The organism is [Mycobacterium] fortunisiensis (assembly GCF_019050325.1).
Classification (GTDB): Bacteria; Actinomycetota; Actinomycetes; order Mycobacteriales; family Mycobacteriaceae; genus Mycobacterium; species Mycobacterium fortunisiensis.
Map to the genome: position 1 here is coordinate 1 of NZ_VOMB01000012.1, position 16459 is coordinate 16459.

A 16459-nucleotide genomic window follows, 5' to 3' on the forward strand; every position below is an offset into this window, starting at 1 on the left:
CCGATACCGGAGGCCCTCACCTGTTCACCGGCGCCACGCCGTTCACAACCTCCCCGAGAGTTACAGCTAGCTCACCCGAGTTTGAGGGCCGCGGCGACGATCGGTTTCGCCCAGTCCGGAGTGGCCGACAGATCGGCCGGGCCGACGATCTCGCCGCCGGCCACATGCAGAACCAGCACCGGTAGCGGGGCGCGCGCACCGGCCGGATCGGCGTCGGCAGAGTTGTCGTAGACCCGCAGTTCGGTGAGCACCGGCAGCAATTCAACCAGGTTCTGCCGGCTGTGCCGCCATCGGCGCCGGATCGAGGATTCCGGGATGTCGTGGCCGCCGGCGCTGACCCGGTGTCGGACGCGTTCGATGTGCAGTTCGGGGGAGGCCAGCCCGACGAACCAGATGCGAACCTCGAAGCCGGCGCTCGCGGCTAGGGTCAGCAATCGGGGGATGGTGGCGCCGCCGAGCGTGGATTCGATGGCCAGGTCCAGCTTTTCGGCGATGGCGCGTTCCAGTAGCCGTTTGCCCTGATGCCAGGCCAGGCTGTTGGCCCGGGTCTGGTCCAGCCCGGGATTGGCGGCCAGCAACGCGCGGGCGGCCTCGTCGGGATTGAAGTAGTCGCCGCCGAAGGATCGGATGGCGGCACCGCCGAGGCTGCTCTTGCCTGCGCCGTTGACGCCGGCGAGGACGTAGATGCCGGGCACCTGCCGGGATCAGCCCCGTTGTGCGGCGGCTGCCGCGGCGGCCAGCTGTTCGGGGGTGGCATCGAACGCCGCCGCCATCGCCGCCTTGGATTCGGGCGTCTGCATGCGTTCCAGCAGGGTGTCGAACTCCCCGGTCAGCTCGTCGAGGGCGGGGGCCGCGGCGCGGGTGAGCGCCTCGAACTCGGCGTAGGACACCAACACCGCCTTGGGGGCATTGTGTTTGGTGATGGTGACGGCGCCGCCGAGCGCGGCTTGCTCGACGATCGCGGCGAATTCGTTCTTGAACCGCGTCGCCGCCACGGTCGGCACGTCGACCAGCTCGCCGGCGCGGTTGCGGAACGTCAGGGTAGCCATATGGCCATTTTAGCCATTTTGACTATTTCGACCAGAGCCGCCGCCGATTTATGCCCGAAAGGCAATATTGCCCAATGGGCAATATTTCCGTACCGTTGGTCGCATGACCGGATTGCGGGAACGCAAGAAACTCAACACCCGGCGTGCGCTCAGCGATGCCGCACTGGCCCTGATGTTCGAGCGCGGCTTGGACGACATCACCCGCGAGGACATCGCCAACCGGGCCGGGGTGTCGCTACGCACCTTCACCAACTACTTCGCCGGCAAGTACGACGCGCTGGCCTACCGGCAGGTCGAACGCCTGCAGCAGAGCATCGAGATGCTGCGCGGACGCCCGGCCGACGAGCCGCTGTGGACCGCGATCACCGAATCGGTGGTGGCCCCGCTGGCTGCGGACTTCGATGACGTCTACGGTGCGGAGAACGCGTTGCCGACCCGCGCCCAGTTGGTCGAGGTGCGAAAGCTGTTGATGATCCCCGAGATCCGGGACGCCTCGTTCCGGCGGCTGCACGACGAGTGGGTGACCGCCATCGCCGAGCGCACCGGCACCGACCCGGTCCGAGACATGTATCCCCGGCTGGTGGCCGCGGTGATCGCTGCCGTCGGCGACGTGGCGATGGACGCGTACGCCGCGGCCGACCAACCGATTCCGATCATCGAAGTGATCCGTGCGGGTTTCGCGGCGGTGGCCGCGGGCCTGCCCGAGCCCGGAGGAAAGCCATGAACCCGATCGACGTCGTCATCTCCGGTGCCGGCCCCAACGGGCTGTTGCTGGCCGGGGAGTTGGCGCTGGCCGGGGTGCGGCCGGTGGTGCTCGAGCGGCTGGCCGCTCCCAGCTCCGAACTCAAGGCCAACGGCATTCTCGGACAGGCCAACCGGGTACTGGACCTGCGGGGGCTCTACCAGAGGCTGAGCGGTTCGAACGAGCCTCCGCAGCAGATGGACGGCTACATCTTCGCGGGCCTGCAGGTGCCGTTCGCCGGCGTCGCCGACAACCCGATGTACGGCATGCTGATCCAGCAGCCCCGGGTGGTACGTGAGCTCGTGGACTGGGTTACCGCCCTGGGCGTCGAGATCCGCTGGGGCCATGAACTCCTGGACTTCGCGCAGGGATCCGGTGGGGTCACGGTCGACGTCGCCGCCCCCTCGGGCGACCATCGGCTGCACGCCACCTATCTGGTCGGCGCCGACGGCGGGCGCAGCCAGGTGCGCAAACGGGCCGGCATCGAGTTTCCCGGACTGACTGCCGACGTCGTCGCCCGGGTGGCCCACGTCGGACTGCCCGAGGAGCTGCGCACCGGGCTGGGCAGCATCGAGGTGCCGGGTCTTGGTGAAATCCCGTTCGGGCACCATCGTTTCGATGGGGGAGTGCTGATCTATGCCGAATTCCAGCCCGGCCGGTCCATGGTCGGCACCATCGAATACGGTGCCCTGCTGCCCGACGACGCCCCGGAACTGACCATCGACGAGTTGCGCGCCAGCGTGCACCGGGTGATCGGGACCGAGCTGCCGCTGGGGCCGCCCAATTGGCCAGGCCCGCATGCCCTGCGGCGGATCAACGGCCAGAACACCCGGCAGGCCGCACAGTACCGGGCCGGCAACGTGTTCTTGGTCGGTGATGCCGCCCACGTACATTCGGCCATGGGCGGGCCCGGCCTGAATCTGGGCCTGCAGGATGCGATGAACCTGGGCTGGAAACTGGCCGCTGCCGTGCGGGGCTGTGCACCGGTCGGCCTGCTGGACAGCTATCACAGTGAGCGCTGGCCGGCCGGGCAGCGGGTGATGATGCACTCCATGGCCCAATCCGCGCTGATGGCCGCTGGACCCGAAGTTGGAGCGCTGCGAACACTTTTCGGTGAAATACTGGCGACACCGGACGGATCGGCGCACATCGCCGGGGTTCTCGCGGGATCCGATGTCCGCTACGAGGTGGGCGACGACCATCGGCTGTCCGGGTACTTCGTCCCCGACGTGACGCTGGACGACGGCCGCCGGGTGGCCGAGCTGCTGCGTTCGGGCCGGCCGCTGCTACTGGATCTGGCGGGCGGCAAGTATGCCGAGTCGGTGCGCGGCGGCCGCGACATCGCGATCGACATCGAGATCGCCCCAATGGCCGAGGCGCCCGCGGCGGCTCTGCTGATCCGTCCCGACGGCTACGTCGCCTGGGCCACCGACAGCGCGGACGGTTCAGCCGCCGACGGCCTGCGTGCAACGGTGGAACGCTGGTTCGGCGGGCCGGTCGCCGAAGAACTCAGCGCCTAGCTTGCCGAAAGTGGGCTTTGGGTGCCACTTTTCGGCGAAAGTTGGCACACGAGCCAACGCTCGGCTCAGTTCAGCGTGGCCCGGATGCACACGGTGACGTACGGCAGTGCCAGCCCCGATGAGTTGGCCAGCGCCGGATGCGTGGCCAACAGCTCGCGGACCTGCCCCAGCGTGCGGGTACGTACCTGCTCGGGTGAGGTGATGCAGTAGCTGCGGGAGGCCACCAGATCGATCAGGGCCTGGGGCGTCAGGTAACTCGTCCACTCCACCTGGCGGCGCTCGATCTCGCCGAACGGCTCGGGCAGCGTCACCTCGTTGTTGAACGGGTCGTGCTCGGGCCCGATGATGCGGCCCAGGTCCTTGACCCAGCCCGATCGTTCGTCGCGGGTGTTCCACACCAGGCCCAGTTGGCCGCCTGGCCGCAGCACCCGGCTGATTTCCTTGGCCGCCCGTTCCGGGTCGAACCAGTGCCAGGCCTGGGCCACCAGCACTGCGTCGACACTGTTGTCGGCCAGCGGGATCTCCTCGGCGGTGCCCAGCAGCGCCGGCGTGTCGGGTAGTGAATTCGACAGCAGCTCAAGCATTTCCGGAATCGGGTCGACGGCTTTGACGTCCAGCCCACGCTCGACCAGCCGGGTGGTCAGCTTGCCGGTGCCCGCGCCCAGGTCCAGCACATCGTGGGCACCGTCGGGAAGCAGCCAGTCGATCGCCTCGGGCGGATACGACGGCCGGCCGCGTTCATAGGCCGCGGCTTCCGAGCCGAAGGACAGGGAACGCTGCTGGGGCGTGCTCACCGTGCCGCCAGCTCCAGTGTGCGGCGGATCAATTTGCCCACCACCTCCGTCTCGACGAGGAAGCCGTCGTGCCCATAGGCCGAGTCGACGACTTCCAGGCCGTTGCAGCCGGGCAGCAGCTCGGCCAGTTCCTGTTGCAGGCGGATCGGGTAGAGCCGGTCGGAGGTGATCCCGCCGACGATGACGGGCACCGGACAGCTGCGCAGCGCGCTGGCCACCCCGCCGCGGCCCCGGCCGACATCGTGGCTGGACAGCGCGTCCGAAAGCGCCACGTAGGTACCCGGATCGAATCGGCGGGCCAATTTGCCGCCCTGGTATTCGAGGTAGCTCTGTACGGCGTAGCGCCCGCCGTCGGTCGGGTCTTCGTCGCCCTGGGCGGTGTTGCCGAACCGTTCGTCGAGCTCTTCTTCGCCCCGGTAGGTCAGGTGCGCGAAGCGTCGCGCGATCTCCATGCCGGCCAGCGGGGCCCGGCCGGTGCCGTGGTAATCGCCGCCCTGCCAGTCCGGGTCGGCCTTGATCGCGGCCACCTGGGTGCTCTGGGTGCCGATCTGATCGGCGGTGGCCCGGGCGCCCACGGCCAGCACCAGCCCGGCGCGAACCTCGTCGGGATATCCGACGAGCCACTCCAGTGCCCGGGCTCCGCCCATCGACCCGCCGACCACCGCGGCCACCTCGGTGATCCCGAAGGCGGCCAGCGCGGCCCGGTCGGCCTCGACCTGATCGCGGATCGTGATCGCGGGAAACCGTGACCCCCAAGGCTTTCCGTCCGGTGCCGGTGAGCCCGGCCCGGTGGAGCCCTGGCAGCCGCCGAGCGCGTTCGTCGAGATCGCGCACCACCGATCGGTGTCGATCGGGGCGCCTGCGCCGGCCACTCCGTCCCACCAGCCCGCGGTCGGGTGACCGTCGCCGGCCGGTCCCGTGACATGGGAGTCACCGGTCAGGGCGTGCAGCACCATCACCACGTTGTCGCGTTCGGGTGACAGCTCGCCCCACCGTTGAACGGCGATCGACACGTCCGGCAGCACAATGCCGCTCTCCAGCGTGAGGTCACCGATGTGCACCACGCGGGTTTCGCCTTCGGCGGGCAAGGGGAGGGTGGACACGGCCGGTTCTTCGGTGATCGTCATGACGGTCTTCTCTCGCCGCCTACACCGTGGCCGCTGTCTGCGGAGCACCGCTGAACGGCCGGGCGGCGGCGAACCCCTGCTCCAGGTCGGCCAGGATGTCGTCGATGCCCTCGATCCCGACGGCCAGCCGGACCAGGCCGGGGGTGACGCCGGTGGACAGCTGTTCTTCGGGGGACAGCTGCGCGTGCGTGGTCGACGCGGGGTGGATCACCAGGGAGCGCACATCGCCGATGTTGGCGACGTGGCTGTGCAGCGTCAAGGCGTTGACGAAGGCCTTGCCGGCCTCCACGCCGCCGGCCAGTTCGAACGCCAGCACCGCGCCGGTGCCCTTGGGGGCGATCTTCCGGCCCAGCTCGTACCAGGGCGAGGTGGGCAGCCCGGCGTAGTTCACCGAGGTCACGCCCGGGTGCCCGGCCAGGTATTCGGCAACCTTCTGCGCGTTCTCCACGTGGCGTTCAACACGCAGCGACAGCGTTTCCAATCCCTGGGCGATCAAAAAGGCATTGAACGGTGCGACGGCGCTCCCGAGGTCGCGCAGCAGCTGAACCCGGGCCTTGAGCGCAAAGGCGGGCGCGCCGAGTTCGGCGAAGATCACCCCGTGATAGCTGGGGTCGGGGGTGGTGAAGCCGGGGAACCGGCCGCTGGTCCAGTCGAACGTGCCGCCGTCGACGATCGCCCCGGCGATCGCCGAACCGTGCCCGCCCAGGTACTTCGTCGCCGAGTGCACGACGATGTCGGCGCCGAGCGCGATCGGCTGGATCAGATAGGGCGTGGCGATGGTGTTGTCGACGATCAGCGGCACGCCGTTCTCGTGGGCCACCGCGGCCACACTGGGGATGTCGAGGACATCGATTTGCGGGTTGGAGATGGACTCGGCGAAGAACGCCTTGGTGTTGGGGCGCACCGCGGCCCGCCAGCTGTCCAGGCTGTCGGGATCTTCGACGAAGCTGACCTCCAGGCCGAGCTTGGGCAGCGTGTAGTGGAACAGGTTGTAGGTGCCGCCGTACAGCCGCGGGCTGGACACGATGTGGTCGCCCGCACCGGCCAGGTTGAGGATGGCGAAGGTTTCGGCGGCCTGGCCCGAGGACAGCAGCAGCGCGGCGACACCGCCTTCGAGGGCGGCGATGCGCTGCTCGACGACATCGGTCGTGGGGTTGCCGATGCGGGTGTAGATGTTGCCGGGCTCGGCCAGGCCGAACAGGGCGGCGGCGTGATCGGTGCTGTCGAACGTGTAGGAGGTGGTCTGGTAGATCGGCAGCGCCCGGGCTTTGGTCGCGGCATCGGGCGTCTGCCCGGCATGGACCTGCTTGGTCTCGAACGACCAGGCTGCGGCGCTTTCGGGGGTTGTCATGGCTGGGTGTCTCCTCCGGGTGAGGGGATGAGGAAGGTAGGTGTGCGGTCGGCTACCGGGCGTCGGGCCTGCCGTCGATGACGGCGAGCGGACACTTTGGGGTCACGGACACATACACATGGCTGGCCTCCATCAGGTTTCCCTGTCTGTCTGGGGGCCCGTACCTTCGGACCCGCGCTTGCCTTGTAGCCGGCCGGAATTTCTCCGTCGACTACTCAACCTGGTCATCACCCGGGGCACCCCACCGCGGTTGGAGGGTTGCCGGCCAGCAAGCCGGGGCTTGACGCTGGCACTCATGACCGGCCTGCAGCTTATCGCAACGCGCTGAGCCGGTGCCAGTCGGTTGGTTCGGAGTGGGGTGGCAGGGTGTCTCGCCGGGCACCAAAGTTACTGGTCAGTAACGAAAGCTGCCCCGTCGCGGCGGTTCGTGCCCTTGTAGTCTGGCCCGCGATACGACAGCAGCGAATAACCACGGGTGAGGGCGAGTGATCCTCGTCGACCCGAACTGACGCCGGGAGAGCAACCATGACTGCCCAGCAGCCGACCATCATCTACACGCTGACCGACGAGGCGCCGCTGCTTGCGACGTACTCCTTCTTGCCGATCATCCGGGCCTTTGCCGAACCGGCCGGCATCGACATCCAGACCAGCGACATCTCGGTCGCGGCCCGCATCCTGGCCGAGTTCGGTGATTACCTGACCGAAGAACAGCGCGTCCCGGACAACCTGGGTGAGCTGGGGCGTCTGACCCAGCTGCCCGAAACCAACATCATCAAGCTGCCCAACATCAGCGCCTCGGTCCCGCAGCTCACCGCCGCGATCAAGGAGTTGCAGGAGAAGGGCTACGCCGTCCCCGACTACCCGGGTGATCCCAAGACCGACGAGGAGAAGGCGATCCGCGATCGCTACTCGAAGATCCTCGGCAGCGCGGTGAACCCGGTTCTGCGCGAAGGCAACTCGGACCGCCGCGCCCCCAAGGCGGTCAAGGAGTACGCCCGCAAGCACCCGCACAGCATGGGCGAGTGGTCCCAGGCCTCCCGTACCCACGTGGCCACCATGAAGACCGGCGACTTCTATCACGGTGAGAAGTCGATGACGCTGGACAAGGCCCGCAACGTTCGCATGGAGCTGGAGACCAGCCCGAAAGACGGCGGGGTCGGGGAAACGATTGTTTTGAAGCCCGAGGTCAAGCTCGACGAGGGCGACGTCATCGACTCGATGTACATGAGCCGCAAGGCCCTGATCGACTTCTACGAAGAGCAGATCGAGGACGCCTACAAGACCGGCGTGATGTTCTCGCTGCACGTCAAGGCCACCATGATGAAGGTCAGCCACCCGATCGTGTTCGGCCACGCCGTCAAGGTCTTCTACAAGGACGCCTTCGCCAAGCACGAGAAGCTGTTCGACGAGCTCGGCGTCAACGTCAACAACGGGCTGTCGGACCTCTACAGCAAGATCGAGGCGTTGCCGGCCTCGCAGCGTGAGGAGATCATCGAGGATCTGCACCGCTGCCACGAGCACCGGCCCGAGCTGGCCATGGTGGATTCGGCCAAGGGCATCTCGAACTTCCACTCGCCGTCGGATGTCATCGTCGACGCCTCGATGCCGGCGATGATCCGTCTCGGCGGCAAGATGTACGGCGCCGACGGCCGCACCAAGGACACCAAGGCGGTCAACCCGGAGTCGACGTTCTCCCGGATGTACCAGGAAGTGATCAACTTCTGTAAGACCCACGGCCAGTTCGATCCGACCACGATGGGCACGGTGCCCAACGTCGGTCTGATGGCGCAGAAGGCCGAGGAGTACGGCAGCCACGACAAGACCTTCGAGATTCCGCAGGCTGGCGTGGCCAAGATCGTCGACATCGATTCCGGTGAGGTGCTGCTGAGCCAGGACGTCGAAGAGGGCGACATCTGGCGGATGCCGATCGTCAAGGACGCCCCGATCCGCGACTGGGTCAAGCTGGCCGTCAATCGTGCCCGGCTGTCCGGTATGCCTGCGGTGTTCTGGCTCGACGATGAGCGTCCGCACGAGAACGAGCTGCGCAAGAAGGTCAAGGCCTACCTCAAGGAAGAGGACACCGAGGGCCTGGAGATCACGATCCTGCCGCAGGTGTGGGCCATGCGCTACACCCTGGAGCGGCTGATCCGCGGCCAGGACACCATCTCGGTGACCGGCAACATCCTGCGTGACTACCTGACCGACCTGTTCCCGATCCTGGAGTTGGGCACCAGCGCCAAGATGCTCTCGATCGTGCCGCTGATGGCCGGTGGCGGGCTGTACGAGACCGGTGCCGGCGGCTCGGCCCCCAAGCACGTGCATCAGCTGGTGGAGGAGAACCACCTGCGCTGGGATTCGCTCGGCGAGTTCCTGGCCCTGGGCGCCAGCCTCGACGATCTGGGCAACAAGACCGACAACGCCAAGGCCAAGGTGCTGGCCACCGCGCTGGACACCGCGACCGGAGAGTTGCTGAACGAGAACAAGTCTCCGTCACGCAAGACCGGTGAGCTCGACAACCGGGGCAGCCAGTTCTACCTGGCGCTGTACTGGGCGCAGGCGCTGGCCGAGCAGACCGAGGACAAGGAGCTGGCCGAGCACTTCGCGCCGCTGGCCAAGTCATTGGCCGAGCACGAGCAGACCATCGTCGCCGAACTCAATGCGGCCCAGGGCAAGTCGGCCGACATCGGTGGCTACTACTACCCGGACCCGGAGAAGACCGCTGCGGTGATGCGGCCCAGCAAGACCCTCAACGAGGATCTGGCGACGTCCGAGAAGGCTTAGGTTCGCGGTCGCCCGCGCGGCTCAACCGGTCGCGCGGGCCGGGCCGACGTGCCGGTCCACGAACTCGGCGATCAACCCGGTGATGGTGTCGGGGGCCTCGAACATCGGGACGTGGCCGACGCCCTTGAGCGTGGTGACCACCGCGTCCGGCGCCAGGCTCTTGGTGAAGTGCCGGGTGAACCGGGGCGCCGGCAGCACGCGGTCCTTCTCGCAGATGACGAGCTGGGTCGGGGTGTGGGAGTCGGCGATCTCCATCAGGCCCGCGGTGGTCAGGGCCTTGACCATGAGTTTGAAGTACGCCGGGCAGTGGGCCAGGTCGTCGATCAGGTCACGGCGGTCGCTGTCGTTGAGCACGTCGGGCGTCGAGCTGACGGCGAGGTAGGAAATCTGTTTGGTCAGTGGCAGTTTCAGCAGCTGCCGACGCAACACCGCGGTGGTCAGCACTACCGGCAGGGCGGCCATGAATTTGGCGATGATCTCGTACTTCGCCAGCGTGTGCATCGACCAGCCGCCCGCGGGAGCGATGCCGGTCAGCGTGCGGGCCCGGCCACGGCGCTCCAGTTCGAAGGCCACCCAACCGCCGAGGGAGTTGCCGACGATGTGGGCGGTGGTCCAGCCGAGCTCGTCGAGCCGGCGTTCCACGTCGTCGGCCAATGCGGCGACATCGAGGAGCAGCGGTGCATGCGCGCCGCCGTGGTGCCCGGCCATGGTCGGGGCGAACACCTCGTAGCGGCCGGTCTGGGCCAGCTGGGGCGCGACGTACTTCCACACGCTCTGGGACAGCAGGAAGGGGTGTAGCAGCAGGATCGGTTCGCCCGATCCGAGGTGGATGGGTGCACGTTCAGCCATGCCGCCAGACATTAAGGTGATACCTCCGGTACCGCAAGGGGGCTGTCCGGGCGGGTCGGTAGGGTCTGGGCCGTGGCACCCCCTGGACCTTTGACCGTCAGCACCATCAACGTCAACGGTATCCGCGCAGCCGTCAAGCAGCGCTCCACCGACAATCTCGGTCTGTTGCCGTGGCTCAAGGAAACCGAAGCCGATGTGGTGTGTCTGCAGGAGACCCGCGCCGATGACGAGCAGCTCAACGATGCGTTGGCGCCTGCGCTGGCCGACGGCTGGAACCTGGCCTCGGCGGTTCCACATGTCAAGGGCCGCAACGGCGTTGCCGTGTTGTCGCGACACCCCATCGACGCGGCCCGGCTCCTGGTCTCCGACGAGTTCGAGACACACGGGCGTTATCTCGAGGTGGATACCGCCGGGGTGACGGTGGCCAGCGTGTACGTGCCCACCGGTGAGGCCGAGACGGACCGTCAGCTGGAAAAGGAACGGTTCATGGCGGTGCTCGCGGCCCGGATGGGCGAGCTACGTGACCGTGCCGCCGTGCTGTGCGGGGACTGGAACATCGCCCACACCGAGAACGACATCAAGAACTGGAAGGGCAACCTCAAGAAGTCCGGGTTCCTGCCCAGTGAGCGCGCCTGGCTGACCGAGTTGCTGGGGACCGGCTGGGTGGACGTGGTGCGGGTGCTGCATCCCGATGTGGCCGGGCCGTACAGCTGGTGGTCGTGGCGGGGTAAGGCGTTCGACAACGACGCCGGCTGGCGCATCGACTATCACCTGGCCAGCCCGAGGCTGGCGGGGCGGGCAGTGTCCACACGCGTCGACCGGGCCGAGCTGTACGCGTTGCGCTGGTCGGACCATTCACCGGTGACGGTCTGTTACGGCTGAGTACAGTCCGGACATTCATTACCCGTGCTGTGCACAGGGAACTATCGCCGGGATAGGCTTAGGCGCGCTTGTGCTGGGGGTTGTGGTCAGTATGTGGCTGTAATCCTCGGCTTAGTGTTCGGCGCAGGACGCCGATACAGAAGGTTGCGAGACAGGCCCTACGTTGGCCGGGACAATATCTCGTGGAGGTGGCGCCGGTGCACAAGGTCGTCGAATCGAAACGGCAGGAAGTCGAAGAGTTGTGCCGAAAGCTTCTGGTGCGTCGGCTGGATGTGTTCGGTTCTGCCGTCGGGGATTCGTTCGACGCCGAGTCCAGTGACGTAGATGTCCTCGTCGAGTTCGACTTAGGCGCCGACTTTGACTACTTCGACCAGTACTTCTCTCTGAAAGAAGGCCTTGAACGGATCTTCGGGCGCTCGGTCGACGTTGTGACGGTGTCGAGTATCAAGAATCCCTACTTCAAACAACATGTCATGCGAACACGGGAAGCGCTATATGCCGCGTGATGCAAGGAAATGCCTTTGGGATGCTCGGCAGGCGCTCTGCGGTCGAACGTCAGCTTGAGATCGTTGGTGAAGCTCTCAATCGACTATCCAAGGTAGACAAGGAATTATCGGCGAAGATCCCAGAGCTTGCGCGGATTGTGGCCTTTCGCAACATCCTGATTCACGGGTACACGGACGTCGATGATGCATTGGTGTGGCAAGTGATCACCGACAAGCTTCCCGAGTTGGAGCTAGTTCTTTCGCGACCTCCTTCAAGGGTGAGACGTTCGCCGCCAGTCTGGGCGCCGGCCCAGATATAGCAGGACCTTGTCGAAATCCGTTGCGGCCGAGGCGTTGACGGCCCGGTCGAACGGCGAGACCGCACTGTCGCGGAAGTCACCGTCGGGGATCGCCATGACCAGTGGAAGTACGGCGGCGATGACGTCGTCCGGCAGTTCGTATGACGCGCCCAGGGCGGCGGCGACATCCCAGCCGTGCACGGCGTAGTCGACCAAATGGAACCCGATCGCCAGCGTGCCGGGGAACGTGGCGTTCGGTCCGAACTCGGGCAGTGCGAACGTCGCCTCGGCGATTCCGTCGGCGGCGAATGCGTCGAGCACGGCGCGGGCGGCAGCGGCGTAGGTGCCGGCCGGGTCGGCGTGCACGGCGTCCGCGACGGTCGTCACGTCCCAGGCCGACTCATCGGCGCCGCGCCCGCGCGCGGCCGCCGCGAACCCGCGGTGCTGCACGGTCATGTGGGCCAGGAGATCGGCCAGAGTCCACCCCGCACAGGGGGTGGGGCGGTCCAAGTCGGAAGCGGTGACGGCGTCGACGGCGTCCACGGAGCGGAGCACGGCAACGCGATGTAACGGGAGCAAGGTCGGTATCAATAGTAGGCATACGCTTACGATAAGCGCGAGCACATCATATTGCAACGCTTACGCTTGTTCGGTGTCTCGACGCCCCGATCTGGCCGCCATGCTTGCCCCGTTGCTGCGGGAGCTGATCGCCGCCGAACAGCCGGTGCTCGACGCGCACGGCGTATCGATGTGGGGCTACGTCGTCCTGCTGGCACTCGACCGCTCCTCGATACGGACGCAAGCGGCATTGGCCGAGGCGATCGGCGCCGACAAGACCCGCATCATCCGCACCCTCGATGACCTGCAACAGCAGGGCTTCATTGCGCGCGAGGCCGATCCCGACGACCGCCGCGTTCGGCTACTGGCCATCACCGAGGCGGGCCGCGCGGTCAAGGATGCGGTCCAGCGGGAGATCCAGCACGGGGAGGAGCGTTGGTTGGGTGAGCTTTCCGCCGATGATCGGAAAGTCTTCCTTCGGGTGCTGCAGCAGTTGACCCGCGAAGAATCCCGATGACGTCAGTGCGAAAATCGACAGCATCATGAGTAGCGCAAGCAAACAGGTCGTGTTCTCCGGCGCACAGCCCACCTCCGACTCCCTGCACCTCGGCAATGCACTGGGTGCCGTCACGCACTGGGCGCAGCTGCAGGACGGTTACGAGGCGTTCTTCTGTGTCGTCGACCAGCACGCCATCACCGTGCCGCAGGACCCCGAGACCCTGCGCCAGCGCACGCTGGTGACCGCCGCGCAGTACCTGGCGCTGGGTATCGATCCGTCGCGCAGCACCGTGTTCGTCCAGAGCCATGTTGCCGAGCACAGTCAATTGGCTTGGGTGCTGGGCTGTTTCACCGGCTTTGGTCAGGCCTCGCGGATGACGCAGTTCAAGGACAAGTCGCAGAAGCAGGGGGCCGACGCCACCACCGTGGGCCTGTTCACCTATCCGGTGCTGATGGCCGCCGACGTGCTGCTCTACGACACCGACCTGGTCCCGGTCGGCGAGGATCAACGTCAGCATCTGGAGTTGGCCCGCGACCTGGCGCAGCGGATCAACGCCCGGTTCCCCGACACGTTCGTCGTTCCCGAGGCGATGATCCCCAAGGCCACCGCCAAGATCTACGACCTGCAGGACCCGACGGCGAAGATGAGCAAGTCCGCGGTGTCCGATGCCGGGCTGATCAGCCTGCTCGACGACCCCAAGGCCACGGCCAAGAAGATCCGCTCGGCGGTGACCGACAGCGAGCGCGAGATCCGGTTCGACCCGGAGGCCAAGCCGGGTATCTCGAACCTGCTGACCATCCAGTCCGCGGTGACCGGCACCGACATCGCCAAGCTGGTCGAAGGCTACGCCGGCCGCGGCTACGGCGATCTCAAGAAGGAGACCGCCGAGGCGGTCGTCGAGTTCGTCACCCCGATCAAGACACGCGTGGACGAGCTGCTGGCCGATCCGGCAGAACTGCAGGCAGTGCTGGCTTCCGGCGCGGAACACGCCCGTGAGGTCGCGAGCAATACCCTCGCGCGGGTTTACGACAGGATAGGGTTTCTCCAGCAAACATCATGAGCGCCAAGGGAGGGGTTGGCGGTGGACGAGCCGGAGAAGCCTGGATTGCTGGCCCGGATGCGGGCCCGCTTCCCCTGGTTCGACCATGTGATGCGGGCGCAGGAGCGCTACAACGACTGCAACGGCAACTTCTACGCCGCCGGTATCACGTACTTCACCATCTTCGCGCTGTTCCCCCTGCTGATGGTCGGCTTCGCCGCCGGGGGTTTCGTGCTGGCCGGCCGTCCCGAGCTGCTGGCCGAGCTGGAGGACCGGATCCGCTCAGCCGTCTCCGGTGATCTGGGGCAGCAACTGGTCACGCTGATGGACTCGGCCATCGCCTCGCGCGGCACGGTCGGGGTGATCGGCCTGGCGACCGCGGCCTGGGCCGGCCTGGGCTGGATGGCAAACCTGCGTGAGGCGCTGAGCCAGATGTGGGAGCAGCATCAACATGCCGAGTCCAACTTCGTCGGCACCAAGCTATCGGATCTGTTCGCCCTGGTGTCGGCGTTCCTGGCGATGGTGGTCACCATCGCACTGACTGCACTCGGTGATCCGGCATTGATGCGGAAAGTGTTGCACTGGATAGGTTTCCACGACGGTGCTGCCCTGGGCGGCGGGCTGCGCGCCATCTCGGTGGCGGTGTCGGTCTCGATCTCCTGGCTGCTGTTCACCTGGATCATCTCCCGGTTGCCCCGCGAGCCGGTGCCGTTCCGCCGGTCGCTTCGGGCCGGTCTGCTGGCGGCCGTGGGCTTCGAGGTATTCAAGCAGGTGGCATCGATTTACCTGCAGTCCGTGCTGAACGGCCCGGCCGGGGCGACGTTCGGCCCGGTTCTCGGGTTGATGGTGTTCGCCTACGTCACCGCGCGGCTCATCCTGTTCGCCACGGCCTGGGCGGCGACGTCCACCGAGAGTCTGGCCGAGGCGCCGGTGGCCCCGCCGGACCCCGCGCAGATCGTGACGCGGGTGCAGGTCCACGAGGGGATCGGGATGGCCGGCGCGTTGACCGCGGCTGCCATGGGAGCCATTGGTGCCCTGGGGCTTTCGCGGTTGTTCCGGCGTTAGTGGTTGGCACGCCGCTCGCCACGCCAGATTGCCGCGGCGCCATTGTCACGCCAGAGTGACGCCGGAGCTCGACAGCCACTCCAGCGTGACAATGCCAGGGCGTGAGACCGCGTCCCAGAGCCCGCCGTCAGTGGCTGACGACCTTCAGGCCGACGATGCAGCCGATGACGCCGAGCATGAGCAGGACCTTGACCACCGACGTCGACTCCGCGCCGGTGAGCATCGCGAAACCGACCGTCAGTACCGCGCCGATGCCAACCCACACCGCGTAGCTGGTGCCCGGCGGCAGGCTGCGCATGGCGATGGCCAGACCGATCATCGAAAGAGCCAGCGCCACTACGAATACCACTGACGGAACCAGTCGGCTGAAACCTTCGGACTTGCTCAGCGCCGTCGCCCATACCGCTTCCAGGACACCTGAGACGACGAGAATCAGCCACGCCATGACTCACCTCCACACATCCCGTCTTGTCGCTGGCCGGGTACGGGTGCGCCTCGTCCGGTGCCATGTGCTGGCGGGTTCGATTGTAACAACGACGTAACATTGCAGGCTGTGAGCTTGGCAACCGCGTGGTCGCAGTCAATGGGTATCGATGTTCCGATCGTCAACGCGCCGATGGGCGGTGCGGCCGGAGGCCGATTGGCCGCCGCCGTCTCGGCAGCCGGCGGGCTGGGCATGGTCGGGATGGGCAGTTCGGCCACCGCCGCACAGCTGACCGCCGAGCTGTCCCAACTGGACGGCCAACGATGCGGAATCGGCCTGGTGCACTGGGTGGCCCAGGATCGACCGGCTCTGCTCGACGCGGCGGTGGCGGCCCGACCGGCACTGCTGAGCGTGAGTTTCGGAGACGACTGGGCGTGGGTGCGCCGGGCACACAACGCGGGCCTGACGGTGACGACCCAGGTGGCCACGGTCGACGCCGCCCGGCGCGCGGTCGACGCCGGGGTGGACGTGCTGGTGGCGCGTGGTGCGGAAGGCGGCGGACACGGTGAGCCGACCGTCGGCACCCTGCCGCTTCTGGCCGACGTGCTCGACGCCGTCGACGTACCGGTGTTGGCGGCCGGTGGCATCGCGTCGGCACGGGCGGTGGCCGCGGTGTTGGCGGCCGGGGCGGCCGCAGCCTGGGTGGGGACCGCGTTCGCCGCCTGCGCCGAAGCGCTGACCCCCGCTGCGGCGCGTGACGCCCTCTTCGCTGCCGACGCCGAGGCTACCGAGCTGACGAGCGAATTCGATGTGGCAGCCGGATATCGGTGGCCGGCAAGCATTCCCGAGCGGGTGCTCCGCGGATCACCCGTCAACGCGGGGCAGGGCGTCGGTGCGGTTTGGCGTCCGGCGACGGCGGCCGAGGTCGTGACGTCGCTGGCCGCCGGGGCCGCTGAGCTCCTCGGACGCTGGCGTTGACAGGCCTGCCAAACCGT

At 67.1% G+C, this 16459-nt stretch carries 18 protein-coding genes and 2 riboswitches; of the genes, 10 read left to right on the top strand and 8 right to left on the bottom strand.

Going from position 1 to position 16459, the window contains the following annotated elements; all coding sequences use genetic code 11:
• Positions 1 to 71: 71 nt before the first annotated feature.
• Positions 72 to 695 (bottom strand): ATPase, encoded by a 624-nt coding sequence (locus FR943_RS08535; RefSeq protein ID WP_217156013.1) that lies wholly within the window; start codon positions 693 to 695, stop codon positions 72 to 74.
• A gap of 9 nt (positions 696 to 704) precedes the next feature.
• Positions 705 to 1049, bottom strand: coding sequence for a type II toxin-antitoxin system Phd/YefM family antitoxin (locus tag FR943_RS08540; RefSeq protein ID WP_217156014.1), 345 nt, complete (start codon positions 1047 to 1049; stop codon positions 705 to 707).
• Between the two features lie 103 nt (positions 1050 to 1152).
• On the opposite strand from FR943_RS08540, the gene FR943_RS08545 reads away from it, so the two are divergent.
• Both FR943_RS08545 and FR943_RS08550 read left to right on the top strand, forming a co-directional pair.
• On the top strand, positions 1153 to 1773 hold the full coding sequence (locus FR943_RS08545) for a TetR/AcrR family transcriptional regulator (RefSeq protein ID WP_217156015.1): 621 nt from the start codon (positions 1153 to 1155) through the stop codon (positions 1771 to 1773).
• Positions 1770 to 3311 (top strand): FAD-dependent monooxygenase, encoded by a 1542-nt coding sequence (locus FR943_RS08550; protein ID WP_217156016.1) that lies wholly within the window; start codon positions 1770 to 1772, stop codon positions 3309 to 3311. Before FR943_RS08545 ends, FR943_RS08550 begins: the two co-directional genes overlap by 4 nt.
• Before the next feature lie 65 nt (positions 3312 to 3376).
• On the opposite strand, the gene FR943_RS08555 is transcribed toward FR943_RS08550, so the two are convergent.
• From FR943_RS08555 to FR943_RS08565, 3 genes are read right to left on the bottom strand one after another with little or no spacing between them, the layout of a single operon-like run.
• Positions 3377 to 4105: a class I SAM-dependent methyltransferase gene (locus FR943_RS08555; protein ID WP_217156017.1), complete on the bottom strand. Its 729-nt coding sequence runs from the start codon at positions 4103 to 4105 to the stop codon at positions 3377 to 3379.
• Positions 4102 to 5232: a homoserine O-acetyltransferase MetX gene (gene metX / locus FR943_RS08560; protein WP_217156018.1), complete on the bottom strand. Its 1131-nt coding sequence runs from the start codon at positions 5230 to 5232 to the stop codon at positions 4102 to 4104. The genes FR943_RS08555 and metX overlap by 4 nt, the downstream gene beginning before the upstream one ends.
• A 19-nt stretch (positions 5233 to 5251) precedes the next feature.
• Positions 5252 to 6583 carry a bifunctional o-acetylhomoserine/o-acetylserine sulfhydrylase gene (locus tag FR943_RS08565; RefSeq protein WP_217156019.1) on the bottom strand — a complete coding sequence of 444 codons (1332 nt, stop codon included), beginning with the start codon at positions 6581 to 6583 and terminating at the stop codon, positions 5252 to 5254.
• Between the two features lie 169 nt (positions 6584 to 6752).
• Positions 6753 to 6884: riboswitch (SAM riboswitch) on the bottom strand.
• A 224-nt stretch (positions 6885 to 7108) separates the two neighbouring features.
• On the opposite strand from FR943_RS08565, the gene FR943_RS08570 reads away from it, so the two are divergent.
• A complete protein-coding gene (locus tag FR943_RS08570; RefSeq protein ID WP_217156020.1) occupies positions 7109 to 9364 on the top strand; it encodes an NADP-dependent isocitrate dehydrogenase in 2256 nt (751 codons plus the stop codon).
• 21 nt (positions 9365 to 9385) lie between these two features.
• Here the strand turns inward: FR943_RS08570 and ephH are convergent, their stop codons facing one another.
• Positions 9386 to 10213: an epoxide hydrolase EphH gene (gene ephH / locus FR943_RS08575; protein WP_217156021.1), complete on the bottom strand. Its 828-nt coding sequence runs from the start codon at positions 10211 to 10213 to the stop codon at positions 9386 to 9388.
• Between the two features lie 72 nt (positions 10214 to 10285).
• Between ephH and FR943_RS08580 the strand changes: the two genes are divergently transcribed.
• The 3 genes from FR943_RS08580 (at position 10286) to FR943_RS08590 (ending at position 11900) form a co-directional block, all read left to right on the top strand.
• Positions 10286 to 11095, top strand: coding sequence for an exodeoxyribonuclease III (locus FR943_RS08580; RefSeq protein ID WP_308170505.1), 810 nt, complete (start codon positions 10286 to 10288; stop codon positions 11093 to 11095).
• Between the two features lie 197 nt (positions 11096 to 11292).
• The gene (locus FR943_RS08585) at positions 11293 to 11601 is read left to right on the top strand and encodes a nucleotidyltransferase family protein (RefSeq protein WP_308170506.1); all 309 of its coding nucleotides are present in this window, start codon (positions 11293 to 11295) and stop codon (positions 11599 to 11601) included.
• Between the two features lie 20 nt (positions 11602 to 11621).
• On the top strand, positions 11622 to 11900 hold the full coding sequence (locus tag FR943_RS08590; RefSeq protein ID WP_246584938.1) for a HepT-like ribonuclease domain-containing protein: 279 nt from the start codon (positions 11622 to 11624) through the stop codon (positions 11898 to 11900).
• On the opposite strand, the gene FR943_RS08595 is transcribed toward FR943_RS08590, so the two are convergent.
• On the bottom strand, positions 11853 to 12434 hold the full coding sequence (locus FR943_RS08595) for a TIGR03086 family metal-binding protein (protein ID WP_217156023.1): 582 nt from the start codon (positions 12432 to 12434) through the stop codon (positions 11853 to 11855). The two genes, FR943_RS08590 and FR943_RS08595, sit on opposite strands and share 48 nt — an antisense overlap.
• A gap of 124 nt (positions 12435 to 12558) precedes the next feature.
• Between FR943_RS08595 and FR943_RS08600 the strand changes: the two genes are divergently transcribed.
• The 3 genes from FR943_RS08600 to yhjD are packed head-to-tail and all read left to right on the top strand — an operon-like array spanning position 12559 to position 15040.
• On the top strand, positions 12559 to 12954 hold the full coding sequence (locus tag FR943_RS08600) for a MarR family winged helix-turn-helix transcriptional regulator (RefSeq protein WP_217156190.1): 396 nt from the start codon (positions 12559 to 12561) through the stop codon (positions 12952 to 12954).
• Between the two features lie 25 nt (positions 12955 to 12979).
• On the top strand, positions 12980 to 13996 hold the full coding sequence (gene trpS, locus FR943_RS08605; RefSeq protein WP_217156024.1) for a tryptophan--tRNA ligase: 1017 nt from the start codon (positions 12980 to 12982) through the stop codon (positions 13994 to 13996).
• Positions 13997 to 14017: 21 nt separating this feature from the next.
• Positions 14018 to 15040 carry an inner membrane protein YhjD gene (gene yhjD / locus FR943_RS08610; RefSeq protein WP_217156025.1) on the top strand — a complete coding sequence of 341 codons (1023 nt, stop codon included), beginning with the start codon at positions 14018 to 14020 and terminating at the stop codon, positions 15038 to 15040.
• Between the two features lie 127 nt (positions 15041 to 15167).
• Here the strand turns inward: yhjD and FR943_RS08615 are convergent, their stop codons facing one another.
• Positions 15168 to 15485: a DMT family transporter gene (locus FR943_RS08615; protein ID WP_217156026.1), complete on the bottom strand. Its 318-nt coding sequence runs from the start codon at positions 15483 to 15485 to the stop codon at positions 15168 to 15170.
• Positions 15486 to 15497: 12 nt separating this feature from the next.
• Positions 15498 to 15562, bottom strand: a riboswitch (guanidine-III (ykkC-III) riboswitch).
• Positions 15563 to 15584: 22 nt separating this feature from the next.
• Here FR943_RS08615 and FR943_RS08620 point away from each other — a divergent pair.
• A complete protein-coding gene (locus FR943_RS08620; RefSeq protein WP_308170507.1) occupies positions 15585 to 16442 on the top strand; it encodes a nitronate monooxygenase in 858 nt (285 codons plus the stop codon).
• Positions 16443 to 16459: the final 17 nt, after the last annotated feature.